We start from the raw sequence: 13680 nt of genomic DNA, 5'->3' as shown, positions 1-13680 counted from the left end.
TTTCACTTCCTTTTTGTGTCTAAAACCGATAGGCTTTGGGCACTAACAGCAAAACATATATAAAATTATAATGGAGCAGTATCATGGCGGAGCAACAAGTACAGCCTTTACATAACGAAAAACATGCCAACACTAAAATTCAAAACGGCATCCATGTCGAGTTCATGAAATCTCAGCATTTAGTTCCTGTGGTTGCCCACGAATTTGCACGTATCGCAAATGAATTTCCAATGGCTTTTGTTAAAAATAATGAATCAGGTCAATTCCAAGCTGTTGCGATTTTTGGTCTGGAGCCAGGCGAAAACTTATTTATCGAAGATGACAAATGGACAGCCGCTTTCGCACCTATGGCGATGACACGTTATCCTCTTGGTCTAGTAAAACACCCTGAGGGTGACCAATTTGGTATTGTTATTGACGAAGCAAGCCCACTTGTAAGTGAAGAAGCGGGTAATGCTCTTTTCGAAAATGGTGAAGAGACTGAATACCTTAAACGTCGTAAAGAAGCACTTGTTTCTTTCATCGAGTTTTCTCAAGTAACAGACGCATTCACTAAGTTCTTAGCTGATAAAGAACTTTTAGTTGCGCAAACATTAACTGTAGATATCAAAGGTGAGAAAAAAGACATCAGTGGTATTTACCTTGTAGATGAGAAAAAGCTAAACGCATTAAGCGATGAAGAGTTCCTTGAGCTTCGTAAGCGTGGCTATTTAGCGCCTATCTACTCATTCTTAACGTCTACTCATCAAGTAGCACGTCTAGCACGTTTAAAAGCTGCTAAAGCATAATTTTAAACTGCTAAAGAAAAGCGCCATTTGGCGCTTTTTTTATTTCTTTCATCGGGTAATACTTGAAAATTGCCGACGAATTATTCACATTGGGCTTATCACCAAAATAAATATAAGTGCCCATTATGTTAAAAACATTACTCACCTCAGCTATTGCGCTCAGCGCATTGTCACTCAGTGTTCCAACTTACAGCGCAGAGCAGCCGTTTGCTATTGCCATTCATGGTGGTGCTGGCACCATAGAAAAAAGCCGCTTTACAGCAGAGCAAGAAAAAGCCTATCGGGCAAAATTAAAAGAGGCAGTAGAAACTGGCTACACAGTGCTAGAGAAGGGCGGTGAGAGCTTAGATGCAATTACAGCAGCTATAAATGTACTTGAAAACTCGCCATTTTTTAATGCAGGTCGTGGTGCCGTGTATACCTATGATGGCGCGCATGAATTAGATGCTTCGATAATGGATGGCCGTAATCGACAAGCTGGCGCAGTTGCAGGCATTAAACACATTGAAAACCCAATTAACCTTGCTCGTTTAGTGATGGAAAAGTCAGTGCACGTGATGCTGAGTGGTCAAGGGGCTGAAGATTTTGCAAAAACGCAAGGTGTTCCTTTGGTTGAAAATAATTTGTTTGATACAGAAAATCGCTATGAAGCACTTTTAAAAGCTAAAGAAAAATTAGATAAGCAAAAAGTAACCAGTAAAGATTACCAAGCTGCACATAAAGCTCTGCCAGTTAATTATAAAATGGGCACCGTCGGTGCCGTTGCGCTCGATAAAAATGGCAATATCGCCGCAGGTACTTCAACCGGTGGTATGACGGCAAAACGTTTTGGCCGTGTTGGTGACTCGCCAGTAATTGGTGCAGGTACGTTTGCTGAAAACGAATCATGTGCAGTATCAGCGACAGGGCATGGTGAGTACTTCATTCGTTATAATGTGGCAGCTGACATTTGTGCGCGTGTAAAATACCAAGGTAAAACGATTGTTGAGGCGGGTAACGAAGTGATTCACGATGTTTTAATGCCTGTTGGCGGCACAGGTGGCGTGATCATCATTGATGCTAAAGGCAATATCAGCTTACCGTTTAATACTGCGGGTATGTATCGTGCGAGTAAATCAAATACATCACCAACGTATGTGGGTATTTTTAAAGACGAATAATTACTCGTAATTGCCTGACAATAAAAAACCGAGTTCAACTCGGTTTTTTATTGTCGTTTACTTATTGACGATTAATTTTCACCTTAAAGGGCGTTTCGTCTTGATTCGTTGAGCGATAAGGGTTGATGTCTAAACCTCCGCGGCGTGTATAGCGGGCATACACTTCAAGCTCTTCAAGGTCTAACTGCTGCATTAAATCACAATAAATACGCTCTACACACTGCTCATGAAACTCGTTATGAGTACGAAACGAAATCAAATATTTTAATAAGGCTTCATGGCAGATTGCTTGACCTTTGTAGCGAATAATCACGCTTGCCCAATCTGGCTGTGAGGTAATTAAACAGTTTGATTTTAGCAAGTGGCTGTGTAGTGTTTCTGAGATAACGTCATTGCCATTGTGACGAAGCGAGCTTGCGTCAATATCGTAACTGTTGATTTCGATATCAATATCATCAATACACTCGCCGGGTAACGCGGTAAATGGCAAGCAGTTATAATCGTCAGCTTTATATAAAGTGACGACGACAGGCGCATTCACGGCGGCAGATAAGTCGCTAGAAAGAGCTTGCTGTACGTCTTCAATAGCTGCAAAGCGTGTCTGGTTAAAACTATTCAGATACAGCTTGAATGATTTTGACTCAATGATGTGACTGCTTTGGCAAGGAAACACAAATGTCGCTACAGCAACCATTGGTTTACCCTTATTATTGAGCCACGATAACTCATAGCCAGTCCAAATATCTTGCCCTTTAAATGGTAAGTTATTTTCGCTAACACCTAATGCGTCACGATTAAGTTTGCGGGCAATAGGAAACAATAAGCTAGGTGTGTAGGTGTCTATATACTCAGTTGATTTACCAAGCACACTGTCTTTTAATTCGGGAGAGCTGCTGTAATCTGTCATCTTTACACTTTTGTGGTTACAATGGCGACATTATACCCAAAGCTAATGAGTTTCGCAGTATGTCCGTTTCTTTAAAACTAGAAAAACTACACCAAGCATTTAGTGAAAAATGCCTAGAGCGCACGGGAAGGTTACCTGTTATTGAGCATGATGAAGCATGGCCTAGCCCGTGTGAGCAAGGTGATGTTGATGAGCAAGGCCTTATTCAGTGGCGAGCAGCAGCGCAACAGCCCAAGGGATCTTTAAATGATTTAGCAAATGCTTTAGAGCTTAATTTTCCTGAAGAGCTGGATGTGTTATTTGGTCACCTGTATGCAGGAAACTTGCTAGTTCGTATCGACGATCATCATATTGAGTTGCTGCAAGCATGGAATGAAGATGATTTTAGCCGTTTGCAGCAGAATATTACTGGCCATGTACTCATGAAACGTAAGTTAAAGCAGCCAGAAACGGTGTTTATTGGTCTTACAGAGCAAGATGATTTACTTATTACTGTACTGGTTGAAAGCGGGGAGGTTTGCTTAGAGTATGTGGGTAAAAAGCCACATCACGTACTCGCAAACAGCATCAGTGATTTTTTAGATAAAGTAACGGTGTAAACTTAATAAGTAAAAAGGGGCGATTGCCCCTTTTGTGTAGTAGGTTATTGTCTTTATTGAGTTATTGAAAGTCCCACGAGATATTCGAAACAATGCCACAGGGCTCGCAACGAAAATCAAATAAGCCAAACCATGGTTCGGGTAGTCTCCAATCTCCATTACAGCTAGGGCAACGACGTTCAAGTTCTGATTCTTTATCGACTCCACCAACGCGATACAAATAGTAATAAACTGGCTTCTTTGTTAGATAGCTAATACGCTTAGTGATATCGCGACCACGGCGGTATAAATCACTGTTGATACTGGTTAGCTCCTCAAGAGCGGGAAATTCACAGCGGGTTGCACCATTGATCTGAATTTGATCGCAGGCTTGCCAGTCTTCTTGCCATTTTATCAGTGTTTTATAATCACCATTGGCAATTGCAGGAATGCGGAATAACGGCACAGGTAAAAAGTCATCACCACAATAAACAGGGCTACAGGTATGCACATAGGTAGTGTATAAAATATAGCACGACGAATCATGGCACATGTCTGCGCCATTTGAGTGAATGTCTTGGCCGATCACTTTAACTTTTGGTGCAAGTAAACCCGCAGTGTGTAGTTGCTCAATACTGTGCTTTACAAACGGGCTATTATTAAGAGGATGCATTGCATCTTCGGTCGGACACATCACGCGGGTGATAAAAAATCCATCTTTTAAAACTGTAGGAAATTCATCCCCAATAATCTGGCCGTTAAAACGAAGCGCATTGACTAAGCGGTTTATCGCCTGCTCAGCAAGCTCTAGGGTGGTATCTTGGTAGCAATCAAAAGTCAGATCGACAACAAACATTATTTTTTCTCAAGCAGTGCTAATAACCTATCTAATTTTGCTTCAATACGGTCCAATTGACTTTCTTTTGGTGTACTCAGTTTCTCATTTGATGGGTTATTAATGAAATTTTTAATTGAATCCGGATTGTTTTTATATTGGCTTACAGCTGCAATAATTACTGGCATCGGCATAGGTTCTGCTAGCTTACTTTTTGTTAGGGCAACTGTTGGGGTTTTACCTTCATCAAGAAGGGTTTTAATTGCATCAAATACAACGGCATTCATTTTTGTATAAACTCTTTAATAAAGACTAAAAAGCACCGTAGCGTATGGGCCACAGTGCGCGTGTATGGTAGCAATAATAGAGATGGAGTGAAATTAATTTCCTTATTTACACGCTAAAATTAGGTATATTAGTGTGTAAATAAGGGAGCGAAAGCTACTGGCGTAACCTTGCGTCTAATTCGTCAATCACCTCGCTCCATGCACCATCTTCAGCTAACGACTCGGCTAGAAAATGTTGCTGTGCTTCATCCCAAAACGGAGCTTCCTGTAACAAAGTTGTATCTGACAATTGATGTGAGGCTATAAAAGCGTCTATTTCGCTCTCTTTACTTGGTAAACCAAGTTGTGCGAAGAGGGTTGAAATATCATGTTTTGTCGTATCCATAGTTCTACTCCTTGTGTATGGTGATAATTTATTACTGCTTAAAATTAATAATGGAGAATGTCAGTTTAACTTACGCTGAATTTGTTTTTAGCTTTGCTTAGGTATATATATAGTCTAGTGGTAAAAATAATAAAGCCAAATAAAGGATGAGTATGACAACGATAGCCGAACACGACACATTCAGTGTGCAATACCTCAGTGCTGAAGATATCAGTATAGCTGCAAGTCTTATTTACCAAGCTTATTATGATGACCCTGTGTTAAAGAATGTACTTGGATATCAACCAGATAGCCCCACTAAATACGAAAGTAAGCTCAGAGCCCTTGTGCGTGAAGAACTGGCCAGCTTTTGGCAAGAAAAGCAGCCGTTAATTGGGTTGTACTCTCAAAAAAGATTGAAAGCCGTTGCGTGTGTTTTTGACTCAAACAGTGAACTTCAAGCCGAACGTTACTGGCACTGGCGCTTGAAATTAATGCTTAGTGCAGGGTATTTGCAAACCAATCAATTGATTGAAAAAGAGCGCACAATACGAGAAGCATTATCGCAAAAAGCACCTTATTTATTTTTAGCCTTTATTGCCGTGGACCCGCACTTTCAGGGGCAGGGCCTTGGGCGTTATTTACTACGAGGACTTGATGATTTATTACAAAGCAGTCCTAATACATCGGGTCTCGCTGTATTTGTGACACGTGCGGAACAGCGCGAGTTTTTTACCTCGGAGAGCTTTGAAATATTTAAGTCACTAAGCTTTAATCAGGTTAATGGTGACCTTATGTTTAAGAGCGCAAAATAACCAACGGACGTTTTGGAAATTGCAATGTGAGACTTATCTCACATTGCTGTAAGTATTATCAGAATAAACACTCAAATTTTGTACCCAATTTTACTTATCTTAATGTTTTTTAAAGAATTCTCTTATCTTACTTTAATATGAACGCAAAAAAATTGCTTTTTGTACCTATCCTGATTTCCTTATTTCTCTAAACTTAATCATGTCAAGACGACACAGGTTCAATGAATGAACTGATGCCAAGGATTAGGACGCTGGCAATTCAGCAAAGATGCTTAGCAGGAAGCAAAAGGACAATTTAAAAGGGAAGCAAGGACGACTAAGGAAACTGCTAGGATGCAGTACGACCGCGGAGCGGTTGAAAAGGATTGAGCAAGGGATTATTTAGCAGGAAGCTAAAGGAGCGTTTGGAAAACGAAGTGGATAGCCATTGATGGCAAGAGGACGGCACTGGGATGTGTTAAATGCGACATGATGTTGCATGGTGGGTGTATCTGGATGTATACCCGTTCAGGGGATAGAAAAAAACGGCAGCTTCGGCAAGAGTAGGGATACTTTATCATGGAAGTAGCAAGATTGGGGCGTGGCTAGTAGCTACGCCTTAGTTCTTTCTGGGCTTTGTATTTTTCGCAATCAAAATTACTTCGTTTACACGCAATTTAAATTTTGTGCGGTGGTATCACTACACTCTTAAGCAATTCGTTTTCCATGATCAAAACGCCTTGATATACGCTTTGCCCATCACTTGAAAACTCAAAAATAAACTCACTTTTAATACCCGGTTTCCCACTTTTTAAAATGCCAAGTCGGCGTTTATTACAAGCGACACTCATCAATTGCACATTTAATTGCTCAATTTGTCTTTGTGCATGGAGGTTAGCTGCTTCGGCTACTTTTCTGTTTAACCAAAAAAAGTAGATGATGCTGCCAATGATAATGAGTGTCCACAAGCCTGCCATTTACGAAAATAACCTTCCAATTGCTCGAGCGAGTGTTTCGCTTCGATTTTCTAGTCTTAATAAACCTAGTAAGTGAGGGCGAATACTCGGAATTGCAACTAAATCGGTGAAAATACTCACAAACAGTTGCTCAATTTCAGTGTGGTGTGCACAGCAATCCATAAACACATGTAAGCGTTCTGGGTCTTCAAGTGTGCTAAAACAACGCCCTGCAATCGTTAATAGTACATCTGATTGGGTGTTCATATCAGAGCGTAATACAGCATCAACAAGTTGCGCAGTTAAACCTTGCGCTGGTGTTTTTGATAAGCTTCTAAGGGCTGCAACAAGGGCGATGTCGTCTTTATGCTCTATGGCGTTTAAACCATAGGCTAATAATTGCTCTGCAAACACGGGTTCGATTGCAACATGTTCAAGCATTGCACTTAGCGGCTGTAATACTTCGACTGGTAATTGCCCCCAAGCGGCTTGTAGATTTGCTAAATTGTTGTCGTTATCTAAACGCATCGCAAAATCAGCAATACCTTGTACTGCAACACTTTGCCAATTATCAAACCCCAGTTTGCCTGAGAAATACAGCTGAGCATATTCGTAGTACTGTGAAGCACTTTGTTTAAGTAAACATTTAACCTGTGCATTAAATGCCGCTAGCTTGTTGGCGTTTGGCGTAAATACATACGGGTTGTTATCAAGTTTGCCTTCGGCATTTTCACCGGTAATTTCTGTACCAAGAGCTTCAATTACCATGTTTGCGAAATGGTCGCGGCTTGCGCTTACTAGGCGGCTTTGCTCATCTAATGGAAATTTTAAAAACCATACATAAGGTTCTTTAGACGCTTTTACATCCCAAAATTGAATAGCAAGCCAAGCATGACCAGCAAGCGGGTAAGGGTAAGGGATTTTTGTTTCTTCAATGGCAAGAAATTGTTTTTTGTCTAATTTCGTGATGTGTCTGCCAATATCGAAGGCACGCCAAGTGGTACCTGCTGCATCCAGAAGTTGCCCTAAAGTGGCGATCTGCTCAGTCATAAAATCTCAATTACCGTAATTAATCTATATAAGCCGCGAATTATACGCCATACCATGGCGCCTTGGAACAGGGTATACTAAGCACAAAGGTATTAAGAGTTTTACAATGCATCAACAGACTTTGGCGCTGCTGCGCGAATTAGAATCAACATTACAACGCCATTCACTTTGGCAAACAACATCGATTGACCCAAGCGCACTCAATTCTAGTGTACCGTTTTGTCATGACACCATGGCCTTTGAGCAATGGCTGCAATTTGTTTTTCTTGAAAAAATGCATGCCTTAATCACACATGCCCAGCCTTTACCCCGTAATTTTGCAATTGCGCCTATGGCTGAAATGATGCTGGCACAACACAGCGGTGCTAATGATGTGATTAGTGTTTTACAAAGACTCGATCAACTTTTGAGTGATGACTAAGATGCAAGAGATTGTTAAGCCACAATTTGACGAGTTAACGATTCTGTACCGCGATGACAATTACATTGCGATTGATAAACCATCCGGTTTATTGGTTCACCGTTCGTTTTTAGACAAACACGAAACCCAATTTGCGATGCAAATGCTGCGTGACCAAATTGGTCAACACGTGTTTCCTGTACATCGGTTAGATAGACCAACCTCAGGCGTATTACTGTTTGCGTTAAGTTCAGAAGCGGCCCGTGATATGAACCAGTTATTTATTGATGGGCAAATTGAAAAACGTTACTTAGCTTTAGTAAGAGGCTTTTTAAACGAATCAATCTTCTTAGATAAACCTTTAAAAGAAGAGCTTGATAAAATTGCCGATAAGTTTGCTGATCAAAATAAAGCACCGCAAGAAGCACAAACGCTATTTCATTGCCTGCACCAAGCAAGCTTACCTATTCCAATTGGTAAGTACCCAACAGTTCGTTACTCGCTGGTGGAGTGTTTTCCTAAAACTGGCCGCAAACATCAAATTCGTCGTCATTTAAAACATTTATCATTGCCAATTATTGGTGATGTGAATCATGGTGATAATCAGCATAATCAATTTTTTAGAGAGCATTTTCAGCTTCGTCGTTTAATGTTATTTGCCTCTGAATTAAAGTTTGTGCACCCTTATAGCAAGCAACCAATAACAATTAGAGCGCCATTAGGCGATGCAATGTTAACGATTTGCCAGCAACTTGGCTGGCCAACAGAAGAAAAGGATTATTATGGCAACCATTAGTATTTTTGTCGGCAGTGTCTATGGCGGTGCTGAGCGTTTAAGCGAGCAAGTTATTGAAGTTATTGAAAAGTCAGAGCATCAAGCGCAATTAGTTGAAAATGGCACGGTTGATGACATGCTGGCTGCGTCACATATTTTAGTGATCACATCAACGACGGGTCAGGGTGATATTCCTGATAACTTAATCGCTTTATACAGCCAATTAAACGATCAATTCCCACTGTTAACAGGCAAGCAATACGGCATTATTGCTATGGGCGACCGCAGCTATGGCGATACGTTTTGTGGTGCAGGTCGCAGTTTTGATGAGCTGTTTCGCGATTTACAGGCAAAACCTGTTGGTCATCGTTTAGAAATTGATGCCTGTGAAGATTTTGAGCCTTGGCCTGTTACTGAGCCATGGTTAAATGAATGGCTGACGAAAATTAGTTAATGCCTATTAATTAGCTAGTGTCTCTTAAAAGTGCTGATTGAATAAGCAATTGGCACTTTCCCCTTGGTTTTTCGAGTACAGAATCTGATATACTAAACCATCATTTTATGAGGCTGTTATGATTTCAAAAAACCAACTGAAACTAATTCGTGCATTAGGTCAAAAGAAATACCGTAAGCAATACAATCAGTACCTTGTACAAGGCGAAAAAAATGTACTTGAATTACTAAACAGTGGTTTAAGTATTGCTCATATTTTTGCGACTCCTGCATTTATTTCTGCGCATCAAACAGCGCTTGCAGCCCATCAAGTCATTGAAGCAGACGAAGACAGCCTAACTAAAGCCAGTACGCTTGTTAGTAACAACGCCGCCATTGCTGTTGTTGATATGCCAAGCCAGCAAGCATTACCAACATCAGGGCTTATTTTAGCCCTTGACGGTGTGTCGGATCCGGGTAATTTGGGCACGATTATTCGTGTTGCTGACTGGTATGGTATTAAGCATATTGTTACCAGCACAGACAGTGCCGATGCTTATAACCCGAAAACCATCAGCGCAACTATGGGTTCATTTGCTCGTGTGAGTGTCACACAAACCGACTTAACCAGTTACTTACCTAGTTTAAACCTTCCTGTGTATGGCGCATTTTTAGAAGGTGAGAACATTCACAAAACTGCTCTAAAGCAAGATGCCGTATTACTAATGGGCAGTGAATCTCATGGTATTCGTGCTGATTGCGAAAGCTTAGTTACTGATAAAATCACTATTCCGGCTTATGGCCAAGCAGAATCGCTTAATGTAGCAATGGCAACGGGTATTATTTTAGATAATTTTAAGCGCCACGCTTAACCTTTTACCCTAAAATGGGTTAAATTGAAGAATAACAATAAAAATCGGTAAAACAATTAGATGCGCTTAAGCACCATAAAATTAGCGGGTTTCAAATCGTTTGTTGAACCCACTAAGATCCCATTTCCTGATCAGATGACCTGTGTTGTCGGCCCGAACGGCTGTGGCAAATCAAATGTCATCGATGCAGTGCGTTGGGTGCTAGGTGAAAGCTCAGCTAAAAACTTACGTGGCGATGCCATGACCGATGTTATTTTTAACGGCTCAACTAATCGAAAACCTATTTCACAAGCCTCTGTTGAGTTGGTGTTTGATAACACCAGTGGCCATCTACCGAATACCTTTGCTGATCGAAACCAAGTGGCGATCAAGCGCTTAGTGACCCGAGATGGTCAGTCAATTTATTTTCTAAATGGCAGTAAATGCCGTAAGCGTGATATTACCGATATCTTTTTAGGCACGGGTCTTGGCCCGCGCAGCTATGCGATTATTGAGCAGGGCATGATCTCGCGTTTAATAGAGAGCAAACCGGCTGACTTACGTGTGTTTTTAGAAGAAGCTGCGGGAGTTTCAAAATACAAAGAGCGTCGTCGTGAGACGCAAACACGCATTAAAAGTACCCGCGAAAACCTTGAACGATTGCTTGATGTAAGGCAAGAGTTGCAAACACAGCTCAATAAGCTTGCAGTGCAATCAGTCGATGCAAAAAAATACCGAGAGCTAAAAGCCACAGAACGTACCTTAAAAGGGAAAATTGCGGTTTTGAAGTGGCAGAAGTTACACCAACAACAAATTGATAAAGCTGAGCAAATCAATAAACTTAAAGAGCAAATTCAGTTCTTTAGAGAAGCGCATTCTGGCCACGATGATGTTTTAGCAAGTCTTGAAAATCAGGTGCAACTTGAGCAGCAGAAACTGCAAGATGCCCAGCAAGCTCAGCATCAAACTCATACAGAGTTAACCCGCAAAGAACAGCAACAGATCAGTTTAAAGCAGCAACAGCAAACACTTAGCCAAAACCTTATCAAACAGCAACAATTGCATTTACAAAATAAAGAGCTGCAAGAAGAGCAACACGCTTCTGCTGCCATTTTACAAGAGCAGCTACAAGAAGCGATTGAGCAAAGTTTGCTGTGCGCTGAGCAAGTTGCAGAGGTTGAAGAGCAAGTCGCTCTGCAGCAGCAACAAACGCAAAGTGCCAATGAGCAATATCAAAGCACCTTACAGAAAAATCAAGCTCATAGTAGTGATATTAATGTTGCAAAGAGTCAACAGGCTCACTTTGCCCAGACTCTTGCACAACTTGAAACCCAGCAGACACAACTTGCCGCTGAAATTAGTGAGCTAGAAGCGACCCCAGTTGCAGTGCAAATTGCTGAGCAACACCTGCATATTCAAACATTGACAAAAGAGCTTGCGCAGCAACAAAGTGCGCTAAATAAGCTCACTCAGAGTCTAGAACAAGCGGATAAAGAGCAACAGCACTTAGAGCAAGACTTTAAACGGGTTCAACAACACAGTAATGAAAACAAAGCCAGCATAGCTGCGCTTAATTCTTTGCTATCAGAGCAAACCGACAGCGGGAGTGTTTCTTTATTAGCACAGTTAAAAGTGGCTGCTGGCTTTGAGCCGTTAGTTGAGCAAGCTTTGCTTGGCCTTGAGCATCTAAAGGTCAGTCAACATAAAGAGCCTAATAGTGTTTGGTCTGTAACTAATAATGCTGAGCTACCAAAAGAGTCATTAGCAAATTATATCGAATCGGGTGCTTACCCTGACTTATTAGCACGGTTTGCATTTCAACCTTGTTTTGATGACGCTATTTTAGCGGATCCATATTGGCTGGCAGTGATTGATGAAGAAGGCTGTATACATGGTCGTAACTTTCATACCGGTGCTAATAAAGACACCGACAATTCTTTGCTTTTAAAACATGCTCAGCTTAGCGATGCACAGCAGTTAGATGAAGAGCTCAACGAGCAACTAGAAACTAAGCAGCAATTGTTAAATGAGCATCTAGCACATAAAAAAACGCTCACCGCTGACAAAGAGCAATACAGAGAACGAATTCACCAAGCGGCTCAGCAGATTGCATCGGCCAGTACTCGCCGCGATATGTTGCTAGAGCAGCAAACGCAGTGGCAAAACCAGCGTGTTAAGTTACAACAGCGTCAAACGTTACTGGCTGAGCAAAAGCAAAATGCCGACCAACAGCAACAAACGCAGCAGACTTTACTTGAGCAATTGTTAGAGCAGCAGTTAGAACTTGAAACTGAGTTAGAGCAGGCGAAACATCAACAAACTGAGGCAAATAACAACTATCGCCAAGTGGCTTCTCAGCTTGAGCAATATAAAACGCAAGCACATCAAGCAAATTTGGCCGAACAAAAAGCTCGCAGTGAGTGTCAACTTAGCGAAACCAAACTTCAGCATGCTAATGCCGCCCAAAGTGCTGCCAGTGAAGCTGTATTAGAGCTCACCGAGCAACTAGAAGAGATAGTGATACCGCTTGAAGAAGTAGCAGAGCAAATTATGCTATTGCTTGAAAAGCATCAACAAAGTGACGTTGAGCTGAAAAACTTGCAAGCGGCATTGAGTCAAGCTAAAAAGGAGCTTGCTGATAAGCAAATAGCGCTGAAATCATCGCAATCTGAGTTGGTGACGTTGCAAGAGCAGCTGCAAGCATTGGCACTGGATGAGCAAAGTTTAATCGTTAAAGCACAAGCGGCTTTAGAGCCACTTGAAGAACTGCAACAAAATTTAAAAACAGTACTTGAAGAACTGCCTGACAATGCCAATTTAAATAGCATGCAAACTTTGCTTACAAAAACCACGCAAGCTTTAAATGAGCTCGGCGCGGTGAATTTAGCGGCAATAGATGAGTTTGAGCAGGCTAAACAACGTAGCGATTATTTAAATCAGCAGCTTGATGACTTAACACAAGCATTAAATACCCTGGAAGGGGCGATTCAAAAAATCGACCGAGAAACAAAAAATCGTTTCAAGGCGACGTTTGAACAAGTAAACACTGACTTTGGGGAGTTATTCCCCAAAGTGTTTGGTGGCGGTAGTGCTTACCTTGAATTGACCAGTGATGATCTACTGGAAAGTGGGGTGAGCATCATGGCAAGGCCACCAGGCAAGAAAAATTCGACAATTCACCTGCTTAGTGGTGGAGAAAAAGCGCTGACCGCATTATCATTGGTGTTTTCAATATTCAGGCTCAATCCAGCTCCATTCTGTATGCTAGATGAAGTGGATGCGCCATTGGATGATGCGAACGTGGGTCGTTTTTGCCGTTTGGTAGAAGAGATGTCACAATCGGTGCAATTTATTTATATTAGTCATAATAAAATTGCCATGGAAATGGCAGGCAGATTGACTGGTGTAACTATGGCTGAACCCGGTGTTTCTCGGATGGTTGCTGTAGATATTGAACAAGCAGTGCAAATGGCACATGCATAAATTTAGTTAGGCAGATCAAA

The 13680-nt window shown here is 41.4% G+C and carries 15 protein-coding genes; 9 read left to right on the top strand and 6 right to left on the bottom strand.

Features of this window, described 5'->3' with window-relative positions; all coding sequences use genetic code 11:
* Positions 1 to 83: 83 nt before the first annotated feature.
* Together LY624_RS10855 and LY624_RS10850 are read left to right on the top strand one after the other, a co-directional pair.
* Positions 84 to 788: a SapC family protein gene (locus LY624_RS10855; protein WP_130150662.1), complete on the top strand. Its 705-nt coding sequence runs from the start codon at positions 84 to 86 to the stop codon at positions 786 to 788.
* 125 nt (positions 789 to 913) lie between these two features.
* Entirely contained in the window at positions 914 to 1948 is a 1035-nt protein-coding gene (locus LY624_RS10850) for an isoaspartyl peptidase/L-asparaginase family protein (RefSeq protein WP_237118256.1), read from the top strand.
* A 61-nt stretch (positions 1949 to 2009) separates the two neighbouring features.
* Here the strand turns inward: LY624_RS10850 and queF are convergent, their stop codons facing one another.
* Entirely contained in the window at positions 2010 to 2855 is an 846-nt protein-coding gene (queF, locus tag LY624_RS10845) for an NADPH-dependent 7-cyano-7-deazaguanine reductase QueF (RefSeq protein WP_341802977.1), read from the bottom strand.
* A gap of 59 nt (positions 2856 to 2914) precedes the next feature.
* Here queF and syd point away from each other — a divergent pair, with 59 nt between their 5' ends.
* Entirely contained in the window at positions 2915 to 3454 is a 540-nt protein-coding gene (gene syd, locus LY624_RS10840) for a SecY-interacting protein (protein ID WP_341802976.1), read from the top strand.
* A gap of 61 nt (positions 3455 to 3515) precedes the next feature.
* On the opposite strand, the gene LY624_RS10835 is transcribed toward syd, so the two are convergent.
* The 3 genes from LY624_RS10835 to LY624_RS10825 form a co-directional block, all read right to left on the bottom strand.
* Positions 3516 to 4289, bottom strand: coding sequence for a Zn-ribbon-containing protein (locus tag LY624_RS10835; protein WP_341802975.1), 774 nt, complete (start codon positions 4287 to 4289; stop codon positions 3516 to 3518).
* Positions 4289 to 4555, bottom strand: coding sequence for a hypothetical protein (locus LY624_RS10830; RefSeq protein WP_062569950.1), 267 nt, complete (start codon positions 4553 to 4555; stop codon positions 4289 to 4291). The genes LY624_RS10835 and LY624_RS10830 overlap by 1 nt, the downstream gene beginning before the upstream one ends.
* Positions 4556 to 4709: 154 nt before the next feature.
* The gene (locus tag LY624_RS10825) at positions 4710 to 4940 is read right to left on the bottom strand and encodes a DUF2789 domain-containing protein (RefSeq protein WP_036969581.1); all 231 of its coding nucleotides are present in this window, start codon (positions 4938 to 4940) and stop codon (positions 4710 to 4712) included.
* A 146-nt stretch (positions 4941 to 5086) separates the two neighbouring features.
* Between LY624_RS10825 and LY624_RS10820 the strand changes: the two genes are divergently transcribed.
* Positions 5087 to 5734 carry a GNAT family N-acetyltransferase gene (locus LY624_RS10820; protein WP_371353856.1) on the top strand — a complete coding sequence of 216 codons (648 nt, stop codon included), beginning with the start codon at positions 5087 to 5089 and terminating at the stop codon, positions 5732 to 5734.
* A 656-nt stretch (positions 5735 to 6390) separates the two neighbouring features.
* Here the strand turns inward: LY624_RS10820 and LY624_RS10815 are convergent.
* Complete coding sequence (locus LY624_RS10815; protein WP_062569953.1) at positions 6391 to 6690, bottom strand: DUF3301 domain-containing protein; 300 nt, start codon at positions 6688 to 6690, stop codon at positions 6391 to 6393.
* On the bottom strand, positions 6691 to 7719 hold the full coding sequence (locus LY624_RS10810; protein WP_341802974.1) for a DUF3549 family protein: 1029 nt from the start codon (positions 7717 to 7719) through the stop codon (positions 6691 to 6693).
* A 106-nt stretch (positions 7720 to 7825) separates the two neighbouring features.
* Between LY624_RS10810 and LY624_RS10805 the strand changes: the two genes are divergently transcribed.
* The 5 genes from LY624_RS10805 to LY624_RS10785 all read left to right on the top strand — a co-directional run bounded on the left by LY624_RS10805 (position 7826) and on the right by LY624_RS10785 (position 13660).
* The gene (locus LY624_RS10805) at positions 7826 to 8140 is read left to right on the top strand and encodes a YqcC family protein (RefSeq protein WP_341802973.1); all 315 of its coding nucleotides are present in this window, start codon (positions 7826 to 7828) and stop codon (positions 8138 to 8140) included.
* Between the two features lies 1 nt (position 8141).
* Positions 8142 to 8915, top strand: coding sequence for a tRNA pseudouridine(65) synthase TruC (gene truC / locus LY624_RS10800; RefSeq protein ID WP_341802972.1), 774 nt, complete (start codon positions 8142 to 8144; stop codon positions 8913 to 8915).
* On the top strand, positions 8902 to 9348 hold the full coding sequence (locus tag LY624_RS10795) for a flavodoxin (RefSeq protein ID WP_105175164.1): 447 nt from the start codon (positions 8902 to 8904) through the stop codon (positions 9346 to 9348). The genes truC and LY624_RS10795 overlap by 14 nt, the downstream gene beginning before the upstream one ends.
* A gap of 118 nt (positions 9349 to 9466) precedes the next feature.
* Complete coding sequence (locus LY624_RS10790) at positions 9467 to 10198, top strand: RNA methyltransferase (protein ID WP_063706992.1); 732 nt, start codon at positions 9467 to 9469, stop codon at positions 10196 to 10198.
* Positions 10199 to 10258: 60 nt separating this feature from the next.
* Complete coding sequence (locus LY624_RS10785; protein ID WP_341802971.1) at positions 10259 to 13660, top strand: chromosome segregation SMC family protein; 3402 nt, start codon at positions 10259 to 10261, stop codon at positions 13658 to 13660.
* Positions 13661 to 13680: the final 20 nt, after the last annotated feature.

Origin of the sequence: Pseudoalteromonas sp. N1230-9 (assembly GCF_032716425.1) — a bacterium.
Taxonomy (GTDB): Bacteria; Pseudomonadota; Gammaproteobacteria; order Enterobacterales; family Alteromonadaceae; genus Pseudoalteromonas.
Note: the sequence above shows the minus strand (reverse complement) of the source record. Positions and strands in the feature narration are given on the sequence as shown.

Coding starts and splice junctions, on each gene's coding strand:
- LY624_RS10855 (WP_130150662.1), top strand. CDS start 84: ATGGCGGAGCAACAAGTACAGCCTTTACATAACGAAAAACATGCCAAC.
- LY624_RS10850 (WP_237118256.1), top strand. CDS start 914: ATGTTAAAAACATTACTCACCTCAGCTATTGCGCTCAGCGCATTGTCA.
- queF (WP_341802977.1), bottom strand. CDS start 2,855: ATGACAGATTACAGCAGCTCTCCCGAATTAAAAGACAGTGTGCTTGGT.
- syd (WP_341802976.1), top strand. CDS start 2,915: ATGTCCGTTTCTTTAAAACTAGAAAAACTACACCAAGCATTTAGTGAA.
- LY624_RS10835 (WP_341802975.1), bottom strand. CDS start 4,289: ATGTTTGTTGTCGATCTGACTTTTGATTGCTACCAAGATACCACCCTA.
- LY624_RS10830 (WP_062569950.1), bottom strand. CDS start 4,555: ATGAATGCCGTTGTATTTGATGCAATTAAAACCCTTCTTGATGAAGGT.
- LY624_RS10825 (WP_036969581.1), bottom strand. CDS start 4,940: ATGGATACGACAAAACATGATATTTCAACCCTCTTCGCACAACTTGGT.
- LY624_RS10820 (WP_371353856.1), top strand. CDS start 5,087: ATGAGTATGACAACGATAGCCGAACACGACACATTCAGTGTGCAATAC.
- LY624_RS10815 (WP_062569953.1), bottom strand. CDS start 6,690: ATGGCAGGCTTGTGGACACTCATTATCATTGGCAGCATCATCTACTTT.
- LY624_RS10810 (WP_341802974.1), bottom strand. CDS start 7,719: ATGACTGAGCAGATCGCCACTTTAGGGCAACTTCTGGATGCAGCAGGT.
- LY624_RS10805 (WP_341802973.1), top strand. CDS start 7,826: ATGCATCAACAGACTTTGGCGCTGCTGCGCGAATTAGAATCAACATTA.
- truC (WP_341802972.1), top strand. CDS start 8,142: ATGCAAGAGATTGTTAAGCCACAATTTGACGAGTTAACGATTCTGTAC.
- LY624_RS10795 (WP_105175164.1), top strand. CDS start 8,902: ATGGCAACCATTAGTATTTTTGTCGGCAGTGTCTATGGCGGTGCTGAG.
- LY624_RS10790 (WP_063706992.1), top strand. CDS start 9,467: ATGATTTCAAAAAACCAACTGAAACTAATTCGTGCATTAGGTCAAAAG.
- LY624_RS10785 (WP_341802971.1), top strand. CDS start 10,259: ATGCGCTTAAGCACCATAAAATTAGCGGGTTTCAAATCGTTTGTTGAA.